The 19,670-nt window shown below is 37.5% G+C and carries 18 protein-coding genes; 8 read left to right on the plus strand and 10 right to left on the minus strand.

Features of this window, described 5'->3' with window-relative positions:
• Positions 1-14: 14 nt before the first annotated feature.
• Positions 15-200, minus strand: a complete 186-nt coding sequence (locus tag HMPREF0013_RS15920; RefSeq protein WP_002118730.1) for an NF038105 family protein — start codon at positions 198-200, stop codon at positions 15-17.
• 185 nt (positions 201-385) lie between these two features.
• On the opposite strand from HMPREF0013_RS15920, the gene HMPREF0013_RS15925 reads away from it, so the two are divergent.
• From HMPREF0013_RS15925 to HMPREF0013_RS15945, 5 genes are all read left to right on the plus strand, one after another.
• Complete coding sequence (locus tag HMPREF0013_RS15925; protein WP_002118934.1) at positions 386-1,357, plus strand: class 1 fructose-bisphosphatase; 972 nt, start codon at positions 386-388, stop codon at positions 1,355-1,357.
• A gap of 59 nt (positions 1,358-1,416) precedes the next feature.
• The gene (locus HMPREF0013_RS15930) at positions 1,417-2,193 is read left to right on the plus strand and encodes a TrmH family RNA methyltransferase (protein WP_002118372.1); all 777 of its coding nucleotides are present in this window, start codon (positions 1,417-1,419) and stop codon (positions 2,191-2,193) included.
• A gap of 159 nt (positions 2,194-2,352) precedes the next feature.
• Positions 2,353-2,967, plus strand: a complete 615-nt coding sequence (locus tag HMPREF0013_RS15935; RefSeq protein WP_002118814.1) for an RNA polymerase sigma factor — start codon at positions 2,353-2,355, stop codon at positions 2,965-2,967.
• On the plus strand, positions 2,957-3,277 hold the full coding sequence (locus HMPREF0013_RS15940) for a hypothetical protein (RefSeq protein WP_002118556.1): 321 nt from the start codon (positions 2,957-2,959) through the stop codon (positions 3,275-3,277). Before HMPREF0013_RS15935 ends, HMPREF0013_RS15940 begins: the two co-directional genes overlap by 11 nt.
• On the plus strand, positions 3,267-3,656 hold the full coding sequence (locus HMPREF0013_RS15945; RefSeq protein ID WP_002118619.1) for a DUF3106 domain-containing protein: 390 nt from the start codon (positions 3,267-3,269) through the stop codon (positions 3,654-3,656). The genes HMPREF0013_RS15940 and HMPREF0013_RS15945 overlap by 11 nt, the downstream gene beginning before the upstream one ends.
• Positions 3,657-3,760: 104 nt before the next feature.
• Here HMPREF0013_RS15945 and HMPREF0013_RS15950 read toward each other — a convergent pair whose 3' ends face one another.
• The 4 genes from HMPREF0013_RS15950 to cxpE all read right to left on the minus strand — a co-directional run bounded on the left by HMPREF0013_RS15950 (position 3,761) and on the right by cxpE (position 10,293).
• Positions 3,761-6,178 (minus strand): CSLREA domain-containing protein, encoded by a 2,418-nt coding sequence (locus tag HMPREF0013_RS15950; protein WP_002118805.1) that lies wholly within the window; start codon positions 6,176-6,178, stop codon positions 3,761-3,763.
• Positions 6,179-6,192: 14 nt separating this feature from the next.
• Positions 6,193-8,043, minus strand: coding sequence for a rhombotarget A (gene rbtA, locus HMPREF0013_RS15955; RefSeq protein WP_002118838.1), 1,851 nt, complete (start codon positions 8,041-8,043; stop codon positions 6,193-6,195).
• Between the two features lie 337 nt (positions 8,044-8,380).
• Complete coding sequence (gene hda / locus HMPREF0013_RS15960; protein WP_002118656.1) at positions 8,381-9,079, minus strand: DnaA regulatory inactivator Hda; 699 nt, start codon at positions 9,077-9,079, stop codon at positions 8,381-8,383.
• A gap of 20 nt (positions 9,080-9,099) precedes the next feature.
• Complete coding sequence (gene cxpE, locus HMPREF0013_RS15965; RefSeq protein WP_002118385.1) at positions 9,100-10,293, minus strand: chloramphenicol efflux transporter CxpE; 1,194 nt, start codon at positions 10,291-10,293, stop codon at positions 9,100-9,102.
• Between the two features lie 135 nt (positions 10,294-10,428).
• Here cxpE and purM point away from each other — a divergent pair, with 135 nt between their 5' ends.
• Together purM and purN are read left to right on the plus strand one after the other, a co-directional pair.
• Positions 10,429-11,499 carry a phosphoribosylformylglycinamidine cyclo-ligase gene (purM, locus tag HMPREF0013_RS0105495; protein WP_002118876.1) on the plus strand — a complete coding sequence of 357 codons (1,071 nt, stop codon included), beginning with the start codon at positions 10,429-10,431 and terminating at the stop codon, positions 11,497-11,499.
• Positions 11,496-12,125, plus strand: coding sequence for a phosphoribosylglycinamide formyltransferase (gene purN / locus HMPREF0013_RS0105500; RefSeq protein WP_002118669.1), 630 nt, complete (start codon positions 11,496-11,498; stop codon positions 12,123-12,125). Before purM ends, purN begins: the two co-directional genes overlap by 4 nt.
• 77 nt (positions 12,126-12,202) lie before the next feature.
• On the opposite strand, the gene HMPREF0013_RS15970 is transcribed toward purN, so the two are convergent.
• Both HMPREF0013_RS15970 and sppA read right to left on the minus strand, forming a co-directional pair.
• Positions 12,203-13,003, minus strand: coding sequence for an alpha/beta fold hydrolase (locus HMPREF0013_RS15970; RefSeq protein ID WP_002118584.1), 801 nt, complete (start codon positions 13,001-13,003; stop codon positions 12,203-12,205).
• A gap of 23 nt (positions 13,004-13,026) precedes the next feature.
• The gene (sppA, locus tag HMPREF0013_RS15975; RefSeq protein ID WP_005803853.1) at positions 13,027-14,043 is read right to left on the minus strand and encodes a signal peptide peptidase SppA; all 1,017 of its coding nucleotides are present in this window, start codon (positions 14,041-14,043) and stop codon (positions 13,027-13,029) included.
• Positions 14,044-14,176: 133 nt separating this feature from the next.
• On the opposite strand from sppA, the gene HMPREF0013_RS15980 reads away from it, so the two are divergent.
• Complete coding sequence (locus HMPREF0013_RS15980; RefSeq protein WP_002118440.1) at positions 14,177-15,160, plus strand: lysophospholipid acyltransferase family protein; 984 nt, start codon at positions 14,177-14,179, stop codon at positions 15,158-15,160.
• On the opposite strand, the gene HMPREF0013_RS15985 is transcribed toward HMPREF0013_RS15980, so the two are convergent.
• The 3 genes from HMPREF0013_RS15985 to HMPREF0013_RS15995 all read right to left on the minus strand — a co-directional run bounded on the left by HMPREF0013_RS15985 (position 15,113) and on the right by HMPREF0013_RS15995 (position 19,543).
• A complete protein-coding gene (locus HMPREF0013_RS15985) occupies positions 15,113-17,545 on the minus strand; it encodes a DNA internalization-related competence protein ComEC/Rec2 (protein WP_002118905.1) in 2,433 nt (810 codons plus the stop codon). The two genes, HMPREF0013_RS15980 and HMPREF0013_RS15985, sit on opposite strands and share 48 nt — an antisense overlap.
• An 83-nt stretch (positions 17,546-17,628) precedes the next feature.
• Positions 17,629-18,315, minus strand: coding sequence for a lipoprotein-releasing ABC transporter ATP-binding protein LolD (gene lolD, locus HMPREF0013_RS15990; RefSeq protein ID WP_002118798.1), 687 nt, complete (start codon positions 18,313-18,315; stop codon positions 17,629-17,631).
• Positions 18,308-19,543, minus strand: coding sequence for a lipoprotein-releasing ABC transporter permease subunit (locus tag HMPREF0013_RS15995; protein ID WP_004790618.1), 1,236 nt, complete (start codon positions 19,541-19,543; stop codon positions 18,308-18,310). Before HMPREF0013_RS15995 ends, lolD begins: the two co-directional genes overlap by 8 nt.
• Positions 19,544-19,670: the final 127 nt, after the last annotated feature.

The raw sequence follows: 19,670 nt of genomic DNA on the forward strand, positions 1-19,670 counted from the left end.
GCGTTTTTTTATTCTTAAGAAGATTTCTTTTCTTCTTCAGGATGTTGCATGGACTCAATCAAATCATGCTTATTAAAATCTTTATATTCAGGTTTTGCCTCATAATCTTTCCAAGCTTCCTGAACATTTTCTTTCGAAATTTCATCTAGATTGATTGGTTCACCTGCCGTGGGGGTCGCATCAAACTTCTTTGTTGTCATTTCGATTCTCCTAAAAATATACAATCCTTTGTAATGCAATCAACATACCATTTTAATTGGGGCTTGTAAGCATAAATCCAACACAAATAAAGTAAGATAATTTTTATTTTGTGACATTCTCATCTAGAATATGCCACGTATTTATCTGACTCATTTTGATGCTTGAAGCACAGGAGCGTTTTTTTATGTCCAACCTCACTCTGTCCCAATTTTTACAACAACAAAAAGGGAATCTAACACCTGAGTTGGCTCAAGTCATCGATACTATTGCCACGACCTGTAAAACAATCGACCAAGCATTACAAAAAGGTGCTCTGGCTGGTATTTTAGGTAGTGCTGGCAATGAAAATGTTCAAGGTGAAACACAGAAAAAACTTGATGTGATTTCGAATGACTACTTAATTGATGCTTTAAAAGTACACCCGCACGTAGGCGGTCTCGCTTCTGAAGAGCTTGATGAGTTCACACCTGCACAAGAAAATGGTAAATACCTCGTTTTATTTGATCCATTAGACGGCTCAAGCAATATTGATATCAATATGTGTGTAGGTACGATTTTCTCTATTTTGCCTGCAAAAAATGCAGTAACACAAGCAAACGATTTCATGCAAGCTGGTACACAGCAAGTTGCTGCTGGTTATGTACTTTATGGCCCATCAACTATGATGGCTTTAACTGTAGGAAATGGCGTAGCATTCTTTACTTTAGATCCAGAAACTCAAACCTTCTTGCTTACTAATGAGAATGTACAAGTTCCAGCAGACACTCAAGAATTCGCTATTAATGCATCTAACCAGCGTCATTGGGAACAACCAGTAAAACAATATATTGATGAATTACTCGCAGGCAAGACATCTGTTCGTGAAAAAGATTTCAATATGCGCTGGGTAGCATGTATGGTGGGTGATATTCACCGTATTTTATGTCGTAGTGGTATTTTCCTTTACCCATACGACTTAAAAGATCCGAAAAAAGCAGGTCGTTTACGTTTAATGTATGAAGCGAACCCAATGAGTATGCTCATTGAACAAGCAGGTGGTGCATCAACTACTGGCCGTGTACGCATTCTAGAGATTGAACCTACAGAACTTCACCAACGTGTACCTGTGATTATCGGTTCTAAAAATGAAGTTGAACGCGTAACAAGCTACCACTAATAATTTTAATTACTTAGGGCATCATAGTATGATGGTGCCCTTTTGTTGGATATTTTCTTATGGCGGTTATTTTTTTAGAATCAAAAGACAATGCAAAAATTAAACATTTGCGTGGATTAATCGAACTCAGTAACGCCCGAAAAAAGCACCAACAAACCGTTCTTGAAGGCACACATCTTTGTTTGGCGTGGTTACAACAGCAAAAGAAGATTTTTTCTTTATTCACGACAGAACAAGCATTAGAACACGAAGATTTAAAGAAAATAACAGAGCTACATCAAGGCCATATTTTTGTTATTAGTGAAGTTTTATATAGAGATTTGAGCACATTAGGTACAAGCTTACCTTGTTTAGCGATTATTGATTTACCTAAAACTGCATCAACTATCGACTACAATGTAGACACCTTAATTCTAGAAAATATTCAAGATCCGGGTAACGTAGGTACACTTCTACGTTCAGCAGCAGCAGCAAATATTAAACAAATCATTTGCACACAAGGCTCTGCATCACTTTGGTCACCACGAGTTTTAAGAGCAGGTATGGGCGCTCATTTTAGCTTACATTGTTTTGAAAACTTCCAGCTGACAGATATCCTTCCAAAATTTCAAATCCCGGTTTTTGTTACTAGCTCTCATCGCTCAACCAGTCTTTACTCAAAAGACCTATCTAAACCGTGTGTGTGGATTTTAGGAAATGAAGGTCAAGGTGCAAGCGATTACGCGTTAGATCACGCACAATCAGTGACTATTCCTCAACCGGGTGGACAAGAGTCATTAAACGTGGCAATTGCAGGATCTATTTGTTTTTTTGAGATGGTTCGCCAACGCCAATAAAACGTTAATTTATTTTACATCGCACATATTTGTGAAAAAAATCAATTACACTAGTAAAAAATAACCGATTGTTGTCAACCTCCCACCTCTTTTCAACGTTATATGAGAGATATATTGAAGATAAGGTGGGTATGTCCAATGACAGGATTTTCCATCTCCATGGATTTAGCACCGAAAAAGTCTCGATCGGAAACATCTAGTGCTCATGCCAGCACGGCTGAGCAACGCCTGAAAGTTTTCATGCAAGATGTTACTGGTCGTGCTTTGGTAATGATGGAGAGTGCTACCCAAGGTCAACAAGGTATTGCGATGGATTTGGTTCAAGAAGCATTTATTGCTTTACACAAATCTTATGCCGATAAAAGTACTGAAGAATGGTATCCCCTGTTCTACACTATTTTGAATAACAAACTTCAAGATTGGCGCCGCAAAGAAGCTCGTAGAGCAAACCCATTTTCATTCTTCAAAAAAGTTAGTCTGGATAATGACGACGACGAAGTTATCGATGTAGTTGATGAAAAAGCTATTAATCCTGCAGATTTTCTCGATCAAGCAGTAACGATAGAGGAAATTCGGGAAGCAATTGAAAAACTACCTGTTCGTCAACAACAGGCATTTATGTTACGTGCGTGGGAAGGGTTTGACACCCATACAACAGCTCAGATCATGAACTGTACCGAAGGTAGTGTGAAAACCCATTATCACCGAGCAATTCAGGGACTTAGAGAATACTTGGCACATTTAAATCCCTTGGGAGGTTCTGATGAATCATGATGATTTCACTAAAAAGGTGACATCCAAACTTGATAGTTTGGCAGATCACCATAAAAATAAAACAGTGGTCATGAATCATGTGCTTGACCATATTCAACAAAAACCAGCCTCTTATTATAGTGTCTGGAAAATGACTGGTTTCGCACTTGCCGCAGCAATTACAGGTTTTGTTATTCTGCCTAACTCAGTCGAGATTGTGGATAAGCCACAAAATCAAGTGATCGTTAATCCTAAATTATCTCCACAAATGGTGGAAGATTTAGAGATGTTAATGGTGTTGGGTGAGGATAAAGTACAACATGGCAGCTAAAAAGTTAGCGCTTATCCTGTGTTCATTAAGTTTCTTGCAGACAAGTTTTGCAGGTTTTGAACGCTTTTGGATTTTTTCTAAAGATGCCAATGCACAAGTGGATGACACATGGGATGCCCTTTCCGAAGAAGAGCAACGTGCAGTCATTAAACGTTACCAGAGTTTAAAAGAGCTACCAGCGAATCAAAGCACCAACTTACAGCAACGTATGGACTGGTTTACTCAACTTCCTGAAGCTGAAAAACAAAAAATGCGTGAAGCATGGCAAAAAATGAGTACGCAAGAGCGAAAAGACTTACGTGAGCGGATGCTTAAAGCGAATGGTGAAGAAAGAACAGCAATTCGTGAAGAATACATGAATAAGTATTTAGAGCACTAATTTATTGTTTAGTGATTAAATAGGTGAAATCTAATCACTCAATTATTTTGATTTCATTTCTTATAAAAAAGCCTCCAATTGGAGGCTTTTTTATTTTATATCGTTTATTTACGGTAGCGTCTATAAGCTGCTAAACCAAGTAACGATGCTAAAGATAAAATTCCCAAGCTGCCACCACCGCCTCCACTATTACCACCTCCAGCAGTAGTATTACTACTCACTAAACTGATAGTACCTGCATTTGAAATTTTATTATCAGCATCATATACGTAATAAGTTAATGTATCATTGAAGTTATTAAAACTATTTTTAGCTTGAATATAAATATTACCACCATAACAAGTATTATCCTTATCTTCACCTGGACAAGGGCCTTCTCTATCTGCCTTAACTACTGTAAAAATTCCATCTTTTGAAGTTTTACTTGGCAAATATATAGGCAAGTCTGCAAACTGAGGTTTATTAGGCTTTGTAATAAGTGTATTAGCTGGACCATCTCCATCATCATTTGCGTATTTAAGTAAATTTAATGGAATTATTTCATTTGCTAAATATTGGAATACAACTTTACTATCACTTGCTACAGGTGCAACATTATCAAATCGTGCTTCTAAAAGACCAGATGATTGAGTAGAACCATCTTTACTACTAATCGTATATTTACAATAGTTGTAGTCACCAGCTTGAGTAGTAATATCATCCGATCGATAGAATATAATTTGCTGTAAAGCACTATTCCACTCACAAAAAAGTTTATCGTCTTTTTCCGTGCTTGCAACTTTGTCATCTATCAATCCTGTTCCAACAGATTCAAGACTAATATTATAGTCCGTACTATTAAAAAACTTTAGAAGATGGCTACTATCTTCATTTGGCAAAGGTAAGCCATTTGCCTTCAAATCAATATAGATCGCTCGGTATTTTGCATTTGCTTTAGTTTGATCAAGAAGATTTTTATAATTTGCCAAATCTATTTTTAAGACATTCCACAAATATGAATAAAGTGGATTAGTGAGATTTTTTTCTGCAGTATCATACTGGGTTTGGTATCCCTCAAGTAAAGTAGTGAGAGAGCTGTTGCCTAAACCTCTTAAATCACCAGCAGTTAATTTCATTAGTTCTACTGAACCTATATCACAGCTATTACGAGCAATGTTATCGGGCTGATAATATAGTTTATTAGTTGGGAGTCGAGCTAAACCACGTTGATCTATATCAGCGCATATAGCTTTACCCTCAGGGTCTACATCTATTAAATCTTCTTTTCCAGCAGCTACCAATGGAAAATAAAGTGGTAAAAAACCAGTTACTGCTTCAGCTTTTTCATGGCGCTCAAGTAAAGAGTTAAATGGAACACCTGAAATATCAATTGTCTTATTAGCTGACGAAAGTACCTCTGTTGGTAAATCACATTTATCAGTATTATTACTTAAATTTAGTGCATTAAAAGATAATCTAAGACCTGAGTTCTTCAAATCAGCTGCTGAGCCTGCTAAATATCGACAAGCATATCCAACTGGATTGTATCCAATTATATTAAAATTCAATTCTTTCCCACCTAAACTGTCATATAGGAAAGTTGTATGTGCGTTATTTTCAACAATAGTGTTATTTTGTAGCTTTAAACTACTTCCACCACTTAAAATAGTTGATGGATTTGTTGTATTACCAGGAATCGCATCTCCTGTAAATTTTAAAATAACCCCATTTAGAGTGCTGGCAATATTTTGAGCAATTGTATTAATTGTAAAAGTAGCTTTCGGCTCGCCACAAAATTCAAATGTACTAGCAGAATTGCTCGAACCATTCTTGATAATACTTGAGGATGTAAGAGTAACCTCTCGTTTGGCATACTCAGTACCATTTTTACAACTCATAGCTAACACGCTACCAGTACTTGCTTGATTGCCTTGCAAGAGGGAATGAGTTATTGATAAATTTACTCCGCTACCACCAAGAAAAACAGCTCCACCTTTTGGAGCTTGAGAGTTTAAAATTTGAGAATTTAATAATGTAACATTACCACCCGCATAAATAGCCCCACCTTGATTTGAAGCTATACCATTTTCTATAATAATATTTTGCAGGAATAGAGCTTTTTGATTTTCCGCTGTGTTAAATATACGCGACTTGCCCGCAGCATTAATACGTGTTTTAAGTTCTGGTAGAGCAGGATAGTCATTTGTTAAAACATTCTTTTCTGACCAAATTTTATCTTCTTCACGTTCACCATAGCCATAAATAGAAATATTAGCATTGGGCACCAATTCTTTATTTAAAGTATAAGTTCCAGCTTTTAACTGAATTACCTGATCAGTATCGAGGCTAAATACAGTACACCCATAAGCGGATTTACGAGTTTCTGCAACTTTAATAGCTTCTCTTAATGAACATGCGTTCGTATTTTCACCATCTTCATCAGCAAAAGTTGTGACCTCAATTCTTTTATTTGTGGTATCAGCAAAAAGTGGCATATTTGCAAGCACAGCTAACGCTAATAATGCCTTCTTATAATTTTTCATAGTCTCATCCCTGATTATGACTTGAAACGGCGTAAAGCAATTAAACCTAATAAACCTAAAATAAAGGCCCCACCAACACTACCTCCACCTCCGGTACTGACAGATTTGTCTTCAATTCCAGATAAAGGATCCTGAACAATTCTTGTCGGGATAGTGATATATTGAAACTCTACGCCTTCATTAAATCGAGACACACTCGTAACAACCTGAATACTAAAAATATCCGCGCCATGCCAGTTCCCATTTGGCGTATAAATTACATTTCCATTTTGATCTAAAGTTATACTGCCTTTAGAAACTGGTGTGTCTGTACTTTGTTTAATTCTAAGGCATCCCGGTTGCCATTCTTTTCCATCAGCTCGCTCGCCAAACAATCGCTTACACGTAGCTGGAGTCACTAAATCTGCTTCACTTAGAGAACCAAGAATATTAAATTTTGCAACTTGGCCATATCTAATATCTTGACCTACTGAGGATATCTCAGTATCTAAAATATATTCAATCGCGCCAAGATCACATAGCTCATCATAACCGCTACGTTTTTTCCCACGTTGATCAACACTTTCACAGCTTGCTAATCCGACTGAAGTGCCGTCACTATATAAACGACCTTTATTAATAATTAAGGAGTCAGCTAAAGTATTATAACTTTCTAAAAGTCGAGGCTTAAAAAAACCTAAAAAACTATCTTTAGGAGTGTTAAAAGGACAAAATAAACCTTCTTTCGCTGTTACATCGCATACTCCCTCATCTGTACTACCTGCTATTAATTTTTCATTAGCAGGATAAAGAATATTAGGGAGCTTAGAGGTCGCATTTCTATTACATTCTGTTGTCACCAAATTACTTTGTATAATTGCTTTATCGGCACTAGTAGCCTGGCAGTTGATCGTATTTCCAACTAAAACACTATTTGAAATAGAAGCATTACCTTGGGGAGCATCTAGAAATAATCCTTTATCATTTTTAATCATCGTAATGTTATTAACAAACATCCCATCTTGAACATTTGCAATAAAACCTACTTTATTATGAAAAAAAGTACTGTTACTCAGACCGGTAGAACGCTGGCTTAAATATCCCCCTGTACTTTCATCATCAAATTTATTTGCACTGAAGAAAAGTGATCCAGCAGCAGAACTAACTTCATTGTCTCGAATCACAGACTGCGTGATCAAATACAAAGGCTGCTCACTATAAATTACTCCACCTTGTGTTGCTTTATTATTTTGAATAAGAGTATTGGTAATTGTGACGAACCCATAGGTCTGGCCACTTTTCGTGACCAATCCTCTATTATAAATTGCTCCCCCTTGAGCTGCGTATCCATCAATTAAACGAGAGTTTTGAATTTTCAATATTTCATGATTATCAATCAAACCACCAGTGACGGCTTTAAATTTTAAACCCGCACCTTGTAAATTAAGATCAGTTAGCGAAACAGAAATTGATGCTTTTTCAATACTTTCATCATCAATTTTAAATAACTGATCAGTACCAATCATTTTTATTGTAGCGTTATGCGAACCTGGTTGATCGGTATCAACTAGCGTAGAATCATTTTTAGCAGTACTAATTGTCAGAGGAGCTGTTATCTTTATTTTTTCATTAAGTGTGTACTCTTTATCTCTTTGCAAAATAATATTATTTGAGTCACCACTAGCACAGCCACGATAACCATCTTTTACAGACGCAACAACCTTAGAATCGCTTGAATTAAGTTTATTTAAAAGTTCGACAGCCTCGCGTAATGAACAGACCGTGTTATCGACGTCTTCATCAGTTGTAGTTGTGACTTGAATATCGGCAGAATAAGCGTGTCCAGCAGCAGCCAATAAAGCAAAAGCAATGCTCCGTTTGAGCATACCCATCTCCTTACATCTTTTTTCATTTTTCTTTGTCAATATTGCAAAATTTCCGCTTTTGCAATCGCATCCTTTGTGCGTACTTTGTCACAGGAAGTAGAATTTCTCAAGACATTTTGGTCGGTCTGTAGAGTCATTTTTGAGCTAGATTACAAAAAGCTTCGTAGACCTAAAAAAGTTTTTTAAATACAAAAAATTGTCGTATTAAAAAATTAAAAAAGAATTTATAAGTTATAAATATAGCTTTTCTGAAATGAAAAAAACTTATGTAGGGAAAGCCATTTTTTAAATTGTATGAGTTTAATTTAAGCAAAACAGCAAATTTAAGCTAGAAACTCTACTGTTGATACTCATCAATCAAAGCATAAATTTGTCTTAAAGTCGCATTAGAAAGTTTTGTTTTTTCACCTTTGAGTAGTTTTTCTAACTGAGCAACAGTTTGCAGTAAAAGAGATGCTTGGTGAGGACCATGTAATAATAAGTAATCAACAATTTGTTGGTCAAAGTGAATACCCCGTCTAGCCATTACAGATGTCACCAAGGCATAGCGGTCTGCATATAGACTTCCACTTGGCACTTTTACACTAACGGCTTGTGTAAGTCGTGATTGTAGGTCTGGTAATTCCAGCTTTAATTCAATCGGTGCTACACGCGACGAAAACACCAGTTGTCCTTCGTGATTATTCATTAAATGAAAAACAGCTTTCTGCCAGTGAGGCACACCACTAATCGATTCAATATCATCCAAAGCAACAAGATCATAATGTTCTAAAGAGGTAATTGCCTCAATAGGTGCATCAAGCAGTTCGAGCAAAGATACTTTAATAGCAGATTTGCCTATTTCTAAATAAGAATCACAAATTGCAGAAAGTAAATGACTCTTCCCCGTCCCCGCTCCACCGTAAATATAGAACCTACTCACCAGACCAGCATGTAGTTGACGCACGGCATCGACTACATGCCCCCAACCCGGTCCCGAAAAATCACTGATTCGGGCATCAAGTTGAGGTTCTATATCCAGTTGGAGTTGACGCATATATTGAATTAACCTTGAAATTATTTCTGGTTAGGAGATTTTAGTTCATCTGTATCTTGCTGTGTTTTAACTTCAAGATCAAGCTTAGTGCTTTCGGTTTGTACATGAATTTGCTCAATATCGCCATGTTGGATCACTAATGTAGATGGTGGAGCGTAAAGTGAGCTTCTTTCGTAATTCTCTCTTAAATGCTTCAACAACACTACAATAACCGCAGCAACAGGCAATGCAATTAACATTCCCAAGAAACCTGCAAGTTGTGCACCTGCCAATACTGCAAAAACAACTGCTACAGGAGATAAGCCAATTTTATCACCCAGTAGGAATGGCTGTAAGATATAGCCTTCTACCGCTTGACCAATCATAAAGACGATACCAACCAGTAATAGATGCATCCAATCCAAGCCAAACTGGAACAGGCTGGCAATAACAGCGGCAATAATACCTACGGCAAAACCTAAATAAGGAATAATACTAGCAAGCCCTGCCACCATACCAATAATCAGGCCAACTTCCAAACCGATGAGCTGTAAACCAACTGCATACACTACGCCAAGCAATAGCATGACAAGAAACTGACCTTTAACAAATGCCCCTAAAACGCTATGGCATTCACCAACGATCTGTAAAGTAGTTGCTTCATATGGACGTGGGATGAGACGGCGTAAGTTTTGTAACATACGTTCCCAATCAAGCAAGAAATAGAAAGCAATGATTGGAATTAAAACCACTGTTCCACCAATCTGAATAAAATTCAAACCAGATTGAGCCAGTTTTAATAACACTGCCTGAATGCTGTCTGCGCTATAGTTTGTTTGGACATATTCCATGACAGCTTTAGACAACTGCTCTGTGTCAATTTCCATTTGCTGGACATTAAATGTCGAAGACACCCAAGGTAAAAAGGTAGCATTAATCCAGTGAATACCTGCTGGAATACTATCTCGGGCATAAACTAATTGTTTCCAAATCAGTGGAACTAAATACCAGAGTGCAATAGTTAAGGTTACACCTATTCCGACGAATACCACGCTAATTGCTAACCAGCGAGGCAATTTCATTTTTACCAGCACATCAACAAGTGGACTGAATAAATAAGCCAGGAAAAAAGCACCGATAAAAGGAATGACTACAGGCTTGAGTAAGTACAACACCCATACCAGCAATACAATACCTGCGAGTAAAAAAATACGGCGCAGTATACGATCTTGCATAAAATCTAGCCTTTTTTGATTTAATCGTTATAAATGAAAAAATATTTTTATTAAAGATAGCATTTTCGAGCATAAATAACATAAGAGTTTCGTATATTCAGGTTATAATCTGCCGCCAATGCGGAGACTTCATTTATGAGCAACTCAACTTCTACCCCAAATACCGGTTTAAGCTACAAAGATGCGGGTGTCGACATTGAAGCGGGCGACGCACTGGTCGATCGTATCAAGTCAGTCGCTAAACGTACAAGTCGTCCTGAAGTAATGGGCGGGCTTGGTGGCTTTGGTGCACTATGCAAAATTCCTAAAGGTTATGAAGAGCCTGTTTTAGTTTCTGGAACCGATGGTGTAGGAACTAAATTACGTTTGGCCCTTAATCTCAATCGTCATGACACAATCGGCCAAGACCTTGTGGCTATGTGCGTAAACGACCTTTTAGTTTGTGGCGCAGAACCATTATTCTTCCTTGATTATTACGCGACTGGTCACTTAAATGTTGACGTTGCTGCAAATGTTGTTACTGGTATTGGTAAAGGTTGTGAGCTTGCAGGTTGCGCACTTGTAGGTGGTGAAACCGCGGAAATGCCAGGCATGTACGAAGGTGAAGATTACGATCTTGCTGGTTTTGCAGTTGGTGTTGTTGAGCAAAGCAAAATTATTGATGGCTCTAAAGTAAAGTCTGGTGACGTACTTATCGGTGTTGCATCAAGTGGTGCTCACTCGAATGGTTACTCATTACTACGTAAAATTTTAGACGTTAAAAACGTTGATTTAACTCAAACGATTGATGGTCGTCCTCTTGCTGATGTAGCAATGGAACCAACTCGTATTTATGTAAAACCGGTTCTTGAACTCTGCAAACAAGTTGATGTTCATGCTATGGCACACATTACTGGTGGTGGTTTACCAGGTAACTTACCTCGTGTATTGCCAAATGGTGCTCAAGCGGTTATTGATGAATCTTCTTGGGAATGGCCTGAATTGTTCCAACTTCTACAACGCGAAGGCAATGTAGAACGCTTTGAAATGTACCGTACATTTAACTGTGGTGTAGGTATGGTTATTGCTGTTGATGCAAATGATGCTGAAAAAACAATTGAACTACTTAATGCTCAAGGCGAAAAAGCTTGGAAAATTGGACATATCCAAGAAAATTCTGAGTCAGTGGAAGGTGCAGACGAAAAAATTCGTGTGATCTTTGCATGATAAAAATTGCTGTTCTAGTCTCTGGGAATGGCAGTAATTTACAGGCCTTGATAGATGCAAATCTATCAGGGCAAATTGTAGGTGTACTGTCTAATAAAGCAAATGCTTATGCCCTAGAGCGTGCTCAAAAAGCCAATATTGCTACGGCGGTTATCTCCCATAAAGACTTTCCAACGCGCGAAGTTTTTGATGAGGCAATGCATCAGCAACTCTTAGCTTGGGAAGTAGATGTAGTTATTTTAGCTGGCTTCATGCGTATCTTAACACCAACCTTTGTCAACAAATGGCAAGGGAAAATGCTGAATATACATCCCTCGCTTCTTCCAGCTTACAAAGGTGTGAATACTCATCAACGTGTTTTAAACACAGGTGATCGTTTACATGGTTGTACCGTACACTTTGTAACTGCTGAACTGGATTCTGGTCAATCTATTGCCCAATCAGCTATATCAGTTAAAGAACATGATACTGCCGCTTCATTAGCAGATCGAGTGCACACACTTGAGCACTTTATCTACCCACAAGTTGCAGAGTGGCTGTGTAACGGTCAACTTACATGGAAAGATGGGCAAGCCTATTTCCGTAATCAAGTTCTAAAAGACCCTATTCGTTTTGCAAGTTGGTAAAGTATTTTACTAACAAACAAAAATAAAAAAAGGACATGCTGGCATGTCCTTTTTTTATAAGCTTTAAATTAATTTAATTAATGATGAATCAATTTCTTTATAGAATTTACTGTATCAATAGGATGCTCTAGAGGGAACATATGGCCCCCTTCAACCACAGTAAATGGGATTCCCATTTTTCGCTTTGCCATTTGAGGAAAGCCTCTTTTTAAGAAATCACTTCCTTTACCCACCACTAAATGCACAGGCATCTTAGGTTTTGGCATAGGCAGCCACCACCAAGAAGGATTTTTACGGAAAATTGCAACTTCATCTTCACGAGAAATCGTTAAAGTTACTCCACCGCGAATCGAATCTTCTTTCAAAGCATAATCAATATAAGCCTGAAAACAATCCTCATCAAAATCTTTATAAAATCCTTTAGGACGAAGTAACTCAGCAGCCTGCTCTCTCGATTCCCAATGTTCACGACGACGTGCAGATAAGCCCGCCGGTGTCATCGCATCAACCAATTTAGGACGAAATAATTTTGCCATATGAAAAGCAAATGAATATCGCCCTAAAATAAGAGGCGGATCTAACATAATGACTTGAGAAAACAGTTCAGGACGTCGAAAAGATGCCATCAATGTTAAAACCGAACCAAGAGAATGGCCTAATCCGATGACTTTACGTCCTTTCGCCTGACGCACAATACTATCAATAACTTGATCAACCAAAGCAGGCCAATGGTTAGTCACAGGATAACGTTTGTCAGGACCAATGAGTGGAACATAAATTACGTCATACTCATCTTTTAATTGATCAAACAATTTTTGATACACCATAGATGGCACACCATTGGCATGTGCAAAGTGTATAACCGGTTTCATTGACATACCGTTATCCTAAAAATACAGATTTATTGTAATTTTGCGCTTTGACTAGTCTGCACCTCTTGAGCAATAGATTCACTTACTCCTTGCCCGATTTGTGCCCCCATACGACCCAAAATGGATTGTAGTGGGTTACGCTCAATTGTGTAGTCAACTTTATTATCAAGGTTTAGTTCGCGCATCAAGCTCGTAATATTACCTGAACGGTCAGCAACACCTAATTGAATTGCTTGTTCACCCGTCCAGAATAAGCCAGAAAAAATAGCTGGATCATTCGATTTCAAACGCTTACCACGGCCTTCTTTCACTGCGGTAATAAAGTGAGTATGAACATTATCAAGAACAGATTGAATATGTTGCTTTTGAACAGGATCAATCGGTTTTGTCATACTTAAAATGTCTTTATTCGTTCCGGCAGTTAAAGTGCGGTCTTCAATACCGAGCTTCTGAGCTAAACCAGTAATGCCATAGTTAGGCATAATTACACCAATTGAGCCCACTAAACTTGATGGGTTGACAATAATCTCATCCGCAGCAGAAGCGATATAGTACGTACCCGATGCCCCCATATCACCAATAACGGCATAAACTTTCTTATCAGGGTGCTGTTTTTTCAAATAACGAATTTCCTGCCAGATTTCATCAGACTGAACTGGAGAACCGCCAGGTGAGTTAATGTTAAGTGCAACAGCCTTACTATTTGAGGCTTCAAAAGCACGTTTAAGCGCTTTATTCGTATCTTCACTATTTACCGCTTGATTACTCGAAGCATCAATCGTTCCAATAATATCCACCACTGCCAAATGAGCACTACTGCTACTTACAGCAGAGCCTTCTTTGCTGGTTGAACAGCCTTTGCCCATGAGTACAATAATGAATAATAGATAAATAAAAGTTAATGTTTTAAAGAAGATACCCCAACGACGACTACGGCGTTGCTCTTCTACTGAAGCAAGTACAGCCTTCTCAAGAATTTGCCATTCTGGTCCATTTTGTTTAGGGATTATAGGTTCATTTTGTGGTTTTGGTGGCCAATCGGACATAAAATTCCAATCCAAATCAATCTAAAATGATGTCATTATATACGTTGATTTGATAAAAACTGTCTAAATTATATGATTTCATTTATAATATTTTTATCTTTTTTTACTTGTTGCCTCCTTTTTACCGCGATAGATGACCAAACTAGATGTAAAAAGCATGAACTATTACTTACTCAAAACTTTTAGCCGTCAACCCATTCAATTTGGACGTTTTATTGCCCGTATGTTGGCAGGGTTAGTCAATACTTTAAAAATTACTAGAACATCAAAAAGTATAGAACTTAACTTACAAATTGCTCTTCCCCACTTAACACCACAGCAACGAATAGATATTACACAACAAGCTATTCGTAACGAGTTAACCTCATACTTCGAGTTTTTAAGTATTTGGGGCTCATCAAATAGTAAGAATATTTCACGTATTCACCATATTGAGGGTGAACATTACTTTCATGAAGCACTAGCAGCAAAAAAAGGTGTGGTTTTGATTGTTCCACATTTTGGTACATGGGAAATCATGAATGCTTGGTGTGCCCAGTTCACTTCTATGACTATTTTATACAAGCCTGTAAAAAATGAAGATGCAGACCGTTTTGTTCGAGAAGCACGTAGCCGTGAACAAGCCAACTTGGTACCTACCGATGAGACTGGTGTTCGACAAATTTTTAAAGCACTCAAACAAGGCGAAACCACTGTAATTTTACCCGACCATACACCTAATGTTGGTGGGGATATGATCAATTATTTTGGTGTACCACTTGCCTCAAGTAATTTAAGTGCCAAGCTCATCCAAAAAACAAAAGCCAAAGCATTATTTCTTTATGCGATTCGTAATGAACACGACGGTTTTACGATGCATATTGAGCCTATGGATGAGAAGATTTACGAAGGTAGTGCCGATGACGGAACCTTTGTTATTCATCAAGCCATTGAACAACTGATCCAACATTATCCAGAACACTATCACTGGAGTTATAAACGTTTTAAAGCAAATCCCGCTTTAGATAATATTTACAATATTGATCCGAATGAAGCACTTCAAATTGTAGATAGACTTAAAGCAGAAGCTTCACAAATTCCTGTGAAGCCAAGTACGCTCGAAACGTCGAGTGTATAAAACCATCTCTTGATTGCGAGATACAAAACTCAATGTTCCTTGCTCAACTGTGCTTTTAAATGGAATATTAAGCTCTTGTATTCTCGCTAAAACCTCTTTGCTTGGATGACCATAACGATTATTAAAGCCAGCAGAAGCAACAACAAGCTTGGGGTTTAACGTCGCTAAGAAGTCGTAAGCTGAACTATGTTTACTTCCATGATGACCTAATACCAAGACATCCACCTTTAAATCAGGATATTCTTTCATGAGTTGATATTCTGCTTCCAACCCTGCATCGCCCATGATTAAATAATTTTGATAGTCATTTATCTGTTTTAAATGAATATAAATCACACAAGAATATTGATTTTGATTTGTAGAAACTAAGTTTAAATCTTTTTCTTTAGGCCAAAGAATTTCAATATCTAATTGTGGATATTGCCATTTTTGCCCTTGATGACAATAAGTAAATGGTTCTGTAATTTGCTCTTTCCATAATTCATTTGATATGACTTGTTTAATAGGAAAAGTCTGAGCAATAGAAGGAAATGCTCCGCTATGATCTTGATCAAGATGAGATAGTACGACGTGATCCAGTTGTTTAATTCCCTTTTGGCGTAAATATGGAATCACCACATTTCGACCAATACTAAAAGCTTTCTCGTCATAAGACCCACCCGTATCGATGAGCCATGTCTGCTGCGGGTGCTGTAAGAATATAGATTGCCCCTGTCCTACATCTATAATATTTAATTGAATTTGCAGGGACGACTTATCTGGAATGATCAAGGGTAAACAGCATATTAGCCCCCAAGATTTGGGTAAAACCCCACGCGGTAAAAATAAGATAATAATAACGAAGCTAAGGCACACTAAATCAAGTGGTGTGAGGCTAAAACCTTGTAATGGTAGAGATAACTTTTCTAAAAGATTAAAACATGACAGTACTATACTAATCAGGACGTCACTAATTTGAAAAAGTAAATTTCCGAATGAGTTAAAAATAAGCCATACACAAGCTGCAAAAATATTTAAAGGAACAATCACTCCTCCGAGTAAAGGAACTGCAATAATATTTGTAAAAGGAGCAACCCATGTAATCTGTTGAAAGAAAATCAACATTAGAGGACATAAGGCAATAAATATTTTGCCTTGAGATTCAATTAAAATTTTACTGAAAAGAATGATTCTAGATAACAGACTAGTTGAAACAAGATTTGGAGCCTGCTCTATAGTTTGATAAATCCGTAATAAAATAAAGCAAGAACCATAAGACAGCCAAAAACCTGCGGATAAAGCACTGAAGGGATCGAAAAGTAAAAGTAGACTTGCGCTATAAACCAAGAGTGAAAATGGTTTAACAGCCACTTTAATCAATACCAAAAAAGCAAATAAAAATACTGAGAGTAAAGTTCTTAAGGCGGGAATTTCAAAACCAACAAATGCCGTATAAATTAAAACACCGAAACATAATGGAATCATGGTCCAAATTTGTTTAGGTTGATGCAAATAAAGCTGCGGATAATAACGTCTTATTAATTGATGTAATACCCAAGACAACATGATAGCAAAAATGAGTACATGAGGCCCTGAAATGGCTAACAGATGAGAGATTCCTAATTCCTTAAATTGATTTTTAATCTCATCATTTAAGAGACTTTCATCCCCTGTTAATAAAGCTAATAACAGTCCTTTATTTTGCAAAGTAGATTGTTTTAACATTAATCTAAACGTTAGGCGCAACTTTTCTACATTTAATTTTTGTCTGTTAAAGAATTTCTGTTGCTCTTTTAAATGATGTTGATAACCCAACTGATAAATTTCATCAGAGCTTAAAGGCTCAATATGCTGAACACTAAAACCAGACATTATATTTCGTTGAATGAACCACTGTTCTTGGTCAAAAACACCAGCCACTGCATAACTATGAGCAGGTTTGGTTTTGCCAGAAATTCGATAATAATGACCTAATTTTAATTTTGGCTCATCTATGGCTGAGTTTACTTTTTGATTTTTTAAATATAATAGCCAATTAACGGGATGTAAGGACTGCCCTAATACCTGAACGGGTTGCTGTGTCTTATCTTCTTTTTCGTCACTTATACGGTCGACATACACAATAATATCTAAAGATTTAGGCTGCATTTGTCGCAGTTCTAATCTTTGATTTAAGGCATGCTGAGCATATTGATGTCCTATAGTAAAGAGACTAATAGCACAGACTAGACAGTAAATGGTTTTTAATATGGGGCGATTTAAGAAAATATTTCTCTTAAAAATATAAAAAATAAAACCCATAACAAGCAAGACTTTACCTAACCACCCATATTGCATTATTAAAGGGATATCTATCCCCATAAATGCAATACCCCCAATCCACCCCATTAAAATAAGTTTTAACATGCAAAGTCATATCATTATCTTTTTAGGGGCAAAATTAAAGCCCAACTAAGTGGGCTTTAACAATGTGATTTAATGACAATTTTTTAAGAACCACTCACCCAGAGTCCATCTTGCATGTGCAAAATAGAATCAGCAGCCTGAGCTAAATGCTCATCATGGGTCACAATTAACATTGCCATGTTGAGTTCTTTCTTAAGATCGGTCAGTAATTCAAAAATACCTAGAGCTGTTTTACGATCTAAATTACCTGTAGGTTCATCAGCCAGAACAACCGCAGGTTTAGTGACTAAAGCACGCGCTAAAGCCACACGTTGGCGCTCACCACCCGAAAGCTCCCCTGGCTTATGATCCATACGATGAGACAACCCAACTCGATCAAGTAAATATTCAGCTTGCGCTTTTACCGATTTAAATTGGCTATCTGCACGAAGCATTAAAGGCATCGCGACATTTTCAAGCGCAGAAAACTCAGGTAATAGATGATGAAATTGATAAACAAAACCGAGGTATTGGTTACGCTGAAAACCACGTTCAGCTTCACCTAAATTATCAAAACGCTGACCATTTAAAAATACTTGCCCTTGAGTTGGCTGCTCTAAACCACCTAGTACATGAAGCAAAGTACTTTTACCTGAACCACTCGCACCGACAATCGAAACAAACTGCCCTGCTTCAACTTGTAAAGAAAGACCTTTAATGACTTCAACTTTAGATTTACCGTCATCAAAATGTTTATATATTTCTTTCGCTTCTAAAACAATTTTACTCATAGCGCAGTGCCTCGGCAGGTTGAACTTTGGCAGCACGAAGTGCCGGATAAATAGTCGCCAAGAAGCTTAAAAGTAAAGAAACAATCACGATAATCGTTACATCTTGCCATCTTAAATAAGAAGGAAGGTAATGTACAAAGTAAGCATCAAATAGATTTAAGCCCAACACATTGTTAAACCATGAAATGATATCACTAATGGTTAAAGCTAAAATTACACCTAAAACCGTACCTGCAACTGTACCAATCACCCCAATCACGGTACCTTGAACCATAAATATTTTAGTGATCATCGATGGCGAAGCGCCTAATGTACGCAAAATTGCGATATCAGATTTTTTATCAGTCACCACCATGACCAATGATGAAACAATATTAAATGCTGCAACCACAATAATAAGGACAAGCAATAAACCGACTAGAGTTTTTTCCATTTGAATGGCATTAAATAAATTACCATGCGTATAGGTCCAGTTCGTCGCGTAGAAATTGCTTGGTAAACTTTTTACTAAGTCGTCAGCAACTTGCGGCGCTGCAAAAATATCATCTAGTTTTAAACGGACACCTTGGGCACCATCTGGTAAGCGTAATAAGGTTGAAGCATCGTATAGGGCGATATAACCCACCATAGAGTCGACTTCAGCGCCTACACTAAAAATACCAACCACTTTAAAACGCTTGAAACGAGGTACAACACCTGCTGGAGATGGCGTTGCTTCTGGTAAAACCAATGTCACGCTGTCATTTAGACGTAAGCCCAATGAATCAGCCATATCTTTACCAAGCACAATACCAAATTCACCCTTTTTAAGTGAATCTAAACTCCCGGCAACAATATGATTTTGAATAATAGAGACATTCTTTTCATATTTTGGGTCAATACCCGTCACCATAATACCAGCGACTTGCCCTTGCGCAGTTAACATACCTTGCAATTGTGTAAAAGGTGCAACCCCTGTTACATGTGGATGATGTTCAACTCGCTTCACGAGTTCAGGCCAATCCGTGAGGATTTGTGTAGATGAAACTGTTGCTTGCGGCACCATTCCTAACACACGGTTTTTCAATTCGCGATCGAAACCGTTCATGACAGAAAGTACTGTAATCAGCACAGCGACACCTAGTGTCAAACCGACCATCGAAACCAATGCAATAAAAGAAATAAAATGATTACTGCGTCTTGCGCGAGTATATCTCAACCCTATATACAGTGAGATTGGTTTAAACATACCTTCTAAATCCAAGGTCATTGATGGAAAATATAAGATGTTGATGGCAAATTGCACCCACATCTACTATTTGGCCATACCGTTAGATGCTGTATTAAGGTTTAAAAATCAGTAAGTTCTGACTTAT

Source organism: Acinetobacter sp. SH024, from assembly GCF_000163635.1.
Lineage (GTDB): Bacteria > Pseudomonadota > Gammaproteobacteria > Pseudomonadales > Moraxellaceae > Acinetobacter > Acinetobacter pittii.